Raw genomic sequence first — 5,113 nt, 5'->3', positions numbered from 1 at the left:
CTTGTAATTCAATACCATCAAAATAGTCTTTGTCACCCGGATGGTGCTCCTTTAAACGCAACACCGCATGGGCGATCCGTTTAGATTGATCGCCAATTCGCTCAAGATCCATGATCGCTTTCATGATCGAAAACACCGCACGTAAATCGCGGGCTGCGGGTTGGCGTTTGACTAAAATATCAATGCAGCGTTGATCAATGGCCAGTTCTAACAAATTGATATTATGATCGTGTTCAATTACTTGCTTGGCCAGTTCGGTATTGCCTGTCATAAACGCATCGAGTGCGTCCCGCACCTGTACGATTACTAAATCACCCATATTCACCACGCTATCCACAATAGAACGCATTTCGCTATTGTAGCTATGAGAGGTGTGCCCATCGACACCATGAGTTGTCATAAAATTCTCCTAAAACAGTCGTTAACCGAAACGGCCAGTAATGTAATCTTCAGTGCGGCTATCACGTGGGTTGGTGAACAACTCACGTGTTTCGCTCAGTTCAACCAAGTTACCTAAGTGGAAGAAGGCGGTTTTATCTGAAACGCGCGCCGCTTGCTGCATGTTGTGTGTCACCATCGCAATGGTGTAGCTGCCTTTGAGCTCATCAATCAGATCTTCAATGATCGAGGTCGCGATAGGGTCAAGCGCCGAACAAGGCTCATCCATCAAAATCACTTCAGGGTTAACCGCAATCGCACGAGCAATACACAAACGCTGTTGCTGGCCACCAGATAGTCCGGTGCCCGGTGCTGATAAGCGATCTTTGACTTCTTTCCACAAGCCAGCGCGGCGTAAGCTGGTTTCGACGACTTCATCCAAATCGGATTTGTTATCTACTAGGCCATGTAATTTAGGGCCATAGGCGATATTTTCATAAATCGATTTTGGAAAAGGATTAGGCTTTTGGAACACCATGCCAACTTGAGCGCGCAGCTGCACCACATCTAAGCTAGGGTGATAAATATCTTGCCCGTCCAAGGTAACTGAACCTTCAACACGAGCCGTGTCGATGGTGTCGTTCATACGATTTAAACAGCGTAAAAAGGTCGATTTACCACAACCAGAAGGGCCGATAAAGGCGACCACTTCATGCTCAATGATATCCATATCGATGCCGTGTAGCGCCTTGGTTTCACCATAGAAAACTTTCACATCACGCGCGGCCATTTTAATTTGTGTGGCTTGGGCTGCTTCTTTAGCGGTGCTCTTTACCTGTGGTATCACAAGGGAGTGTTTGTTCATAATAGCTTCACTTATCATCTTTATTACCACCGAGTTTCAAAGCGTCGACGCAACCAAATCGCCAGCGCGTTTAAGCTAATCATTAATGCTAACAATACGGTGATTGCAGCAGACGTTCTTGCTTCAAAAAAGTTACGCAGTTCGTTACCTTGCCAGAGGAAAATCTGCACTGGTAGCGCGGTTGATTGATCGAGCGGTGTCGCAGGTACGCTGGCGACAAATGAGCTCATGCCAATCAAGAGCAGTGGCGCAGTTTCACCTAATGCTTGGGCGATACCCAAAATGGCCCCAGTCAAAATGCCCGGTAGTGCCAAAGGCAATACGTGATGGAAAACGGCTTGAGTTTTGGACGCGCCGATACCCAGAGCTGCTTGGCGAATCGATGGTGGTATCGCTTTCAATGTTGAGCGAGTAGCAATGATCACTGTGGGCAGTGTCATTAGTGTTAATACCAAACCACCGACAAACGGTGCCGAAAGCGGCAGCTTAAACCACAAAATAAACACTGAAGCGCCCAGTAAACCAAATACAATCGAAGGAACCGCCGCCAAGTTGTTGATGTTCACTTCAATCAAATCGGTGAACTTGTTTTTTGGGGCAAATTCTTCTAGGTAAATCGCGGAAGCGACGCCAATCGGTACCGCCAATACCATAACAATGAGCATCATAAATACCGAGCCCATAAACGCCCCAGCAAGGCCAGCCGAAGCTAATGAGCTGCGAGAATCGACGTTCATAAACAGCGCTGTACTGAATTTGTTTTGGATAACGCCACGTTCAGCGAGCTCATCCGCCCACGCGCGGGTACGAGCACTCAACTGCTGACGAGAGTCGGGTAGATCACGGTCGATGTTGCCTTTCAACCACACATCGACGTTGGCTTCCGCCAGTAAATCAAGACGTAAGGTTTGGCCGACCAGTGAAGGATCATTGACTATCATATCGCGCAAAGCAAAACGCTCGCCGCTGGTGATCAATTTGATCGCATCACGCTGGTAGCGAGTCGCTTCAGGGATTTCGTTGGCCAAACTGTTGACAATAATACGGTTGAAATTAACCATGCCGACGCTGCTTTGCCATGTGAGCATGCGTTGATTGAACTGCGCCGGGCTCTCATCACTTTGTTGGATGGGTTTGGGCTCTATTTTCACGACATCGGGGTCAAAGTAGACATCCAAGGTCACTGTCGCTTGCCAAAAGGCTGGAATACCTTTGGAAAGAATCGAAGTGAATAGTATCGCCACAAAACTTAACGCTAAGGCAACCGCGCCAATACCGAAAGCTCTAAAGCGGCGTTCACTGTTGTGACGTTTTTTCAGCGAGCGAGCAATGCGCAGTTTTGTTTCATTACGTTGCGCATAGGCATCGTCATCTTGAAGGTTAGTCATTTGAATGCTGTTGTCCATGGCGTTACTCATACTGTTCACGGTACTTACGTACGATAACGAGCGCGATCACATTAAGGCATAGCGTGATCACAAACAGGGTTAAACCAAGTGCAAAGGCTACTAAGGATTGTGGGCTAGCAAAATCGGTATCGCCGGTCAGTTGGTTGACGATGGTAACCGTCATAGTAGAGACAGCCTCGAATGGGTTGGCGGTTAATACTGGGCTATTTCCGGCAGCGAGAACCACAATCATGGTTTCACCAATCGCCCGGCTGGCGGCGAGCAAAACTGCGCCAGTCACGCCAGGTAGCGCGGCAGGTAGAACCACTTTGCGAATGGTCTCTGATTTGGTTGCGCCAAGGCCAAGCGAGCCATCTCTTAGTGTTTTGGGCACTTGAGTAAGAATGTCGTCGGATAGCGAGGAAATAAAGGGAATCACCATTAAGCCCATCACAATCCCCGCGGTTAGAGCGGAGGTGGCACGAATATCGATATGGAGCCACTGTCCCAATTCGCTCAGAAAGGGACCGACGGTGATTAAAGCAAAAAAGCCGTAGACGATGGTGGGAATACCCGCGAGCACTTCAATAATCGGTTTAGCTATCGAGCGAATGCGACTTGGTGCATATTCAGCTAGATAAATGGCGCACATCAGGCCAATAGGAATAGCGACGATTAAGGCAATCAAGGCGATTAAAAAGGTTCCTGCCAGTAATGGCAACATACCAAAGCCGGTTTGGTTCTCTGTACCTACTGTTGAGAAACGAGGGTTCCATGTGGTGCCGAAGAAAAATTCGCTCGGGCTAACAAAACTAAAGAAACGTAACGCTTCTCCAACCATCGAAAGAACAATGCCTACTGTGGTTAAAATCGCCACACCAGAACACAGAATCAGTAGTATATGCAGTGCACGTTCGACTGTGTTGCGTGCCCGAAGATCAGGGCGAATTTGTCGAGTGCTGAAGACTAATCCGGCCGCGGCAACCGTTGCCATCAAACCAGTGAGTAATAAATAGCTGCGTTGTTCTAACTGCTTTAAGTAGTCTGCGGCGGTAATTTCTTGAGGAGAAAAGCTATCGAGTACAGCGAAACCGCTGGCGATATTATGCAGTTTATTCATCAGTACGTGAGCACCCTCCACGGCCGTTGGCTGCAGATCCGTAGGAAGGCTATCAACTACCATTTGCTGAATCAGTATGGGAGAACATAGGCTCCATACTATCCAAATTAACAAAGCAGGAACCACACACCAAAGCAGGGTTAGCATGCCGTGATAAACAGGGCGAGAGTGTAAACGCTGAGTTCCAGCATTGGTTGATGCTACTTTTTTACTGCGCGTCAGCCCTAAGTGGTAAGCCAGTGCCATTACCGCCAGTAGTACCACCATCAGCATCAGATTATTCATTGTTATTCTTACCTTATTAAAGCGTTAGCTTGAGCCGAAAACACTGGCCCAAGCTAATCAGAGAGCCTTAAAGGAGTTTGCGATTTTTAATGTTTTGCGACACCTGGGCGCGCTCTTTATCATCCATTGGGATAAGGCCTGCCGCTTCAAGTTGGCTACCCGTTGCGCCCATTTGTCCACTCACAAAAAACTGTGCGTATTCGAGAATTCCCGGTACTACACCGACATGAGCATTCTTGATGTAGAAGAACAGTGGGCGAGAAACTGGGTATTGCCCGCTGCCAATGGTATCTAAGCTTGGGGTTACGCCGTTAACGGTCGCCACTTTCAAGCGGTCACGGTTTTGGTCGTAGAAGCTTAGGCCAAATACACCAAGCGCATTTTTCTGAGCATCAAGACGAGCGAGGGTTTCGGTATAATCGCCAGCGACTTCAACTACGCGACCATCGGTGCGAATCGCATTACAGAAGTTACCTTTGGCTTTTTTGTCCATCGCTTTGACTTCGGCAAAAGTCTCACAACCTGGGTGAACGACTTTCTCTTCGTACACTTCACGCGTGCCGTGATTAGAACCTGGTATCACAAGCAGAATTTCTTGGTCAGGAAGAGAGGCGTCAATTTGCTTCCAGTTGGTGTAAGGGTTTGACACCATTTTGCCATTCTGCGGAATTTGTGCTGCACCCGCTTTAAACACATGCTCTGGCTTAAGGGCAAAAGTGCCACTGTCGGTACGAGATGCGAACACAATGCCATCATAGCCGACTTTGACTTCAATGATTTCTGTCACGCCATTCGCGCGGCAGCTTTCCACTTCAGAAGATTTAATGGCGCGTGAGGCGTTAGCAATATCGATGGTATTGACACCGACACCTTGACAGAACTGACGTAAACCGCCACTTGAACCACCGGAACCGACCACTGGCGTGTTAAATTGTGGGAAGGTTTGGCCGAACTCTTCTGCAACGATAGAAGAAAATGGCAAAACGGTTGAAGAGCCAGCGATTTGGATCGTATCACGTGCCATTGCTGGGGCAGAGATCGCGGTTGCGATGGTTGAAGCAAGCAAAAGCGCATTGC

The 5,113-nt window shown here is 48.2% G+C and carries 5 protein-coding genes; all 5 read right to left on the bottom strand.

Going from position 1 to position 5,113, the window contains the following annotated elements; translation table 11 throughout:
* A partial coding sequence (locus AACQ17_RS06230) for a phosphate signaling complex PhoU family protein (protein ID WP_276206506.1) occupies positions 1–400 on the bottom strand: 400 nt, incomplete at its 3' end.
* Between the two features lie 21 nt (positions 401–421).
* A complete protein-coding gene (gene pstB / locus AACQ17_RS06225) occupies positions 422–1,168 on the bottom strand; it encodes a phosphate ABC transporter ATP-binding protein PstB (RefSeq protein WP_237666846.1) in 747 nt (248 codons plus the stop codon).
* 98 nt (positions 1,169–1,266) lie between these two features.
* The gene (gene pstA / locus AACQ17_RS06220; protein WP_170935204.1) at positions 1,267–2,661 is read right to left on the bottom strand and encodes a phosphate ABC transporter permease PstA; all 1,395 of its coding nucleotides are present in this window, start codon (positions 2,659–2,661) and stop codon (positions 1,267–1,269) included.
* The gene (gene pstC / locus AACQ17_RS06215) at positions 2,654–4,036 is read right to left on the bottom strand and encodes a phosphate ABC transporter permease subunit PstC (protein WP_094147401.1); all 1,383 of its coding nucleotides are present in this window, start codon (positions 4,034–4,036) and stop codon (positions 2,654–2,656) included. The genes pstA and pstC overlap by 8 nt, the downstream gene beginning before the upstream one ends.
* Before the next feature lie 67 nt (positions 4,037–4,103).
* Positions 4,104–5,113, bottom strand: a 1,010-nt coding sequence (locus AACQ17_RS06210) for a substrate-binding domain-containing protein (RefSeq protein WP_206208106.1), incomplete at its 5' end; no start/stop codon positions are given.

Origin of the sequence: Vibrio sp. V10_P2A27P122 (genome assembly GCF_963874335.1) — a bacterium.
Taxonomy (GTDB): domain Bacteria; phylum Pseudomonadota; class Gammaproteobacteria; order Enterobacterales; family Vibrionaceae; genus Vibrio; species Vibrio anguillarum.
This window is presented reverse-complemented; position numbering and strand designations above follow the sequence as displayed.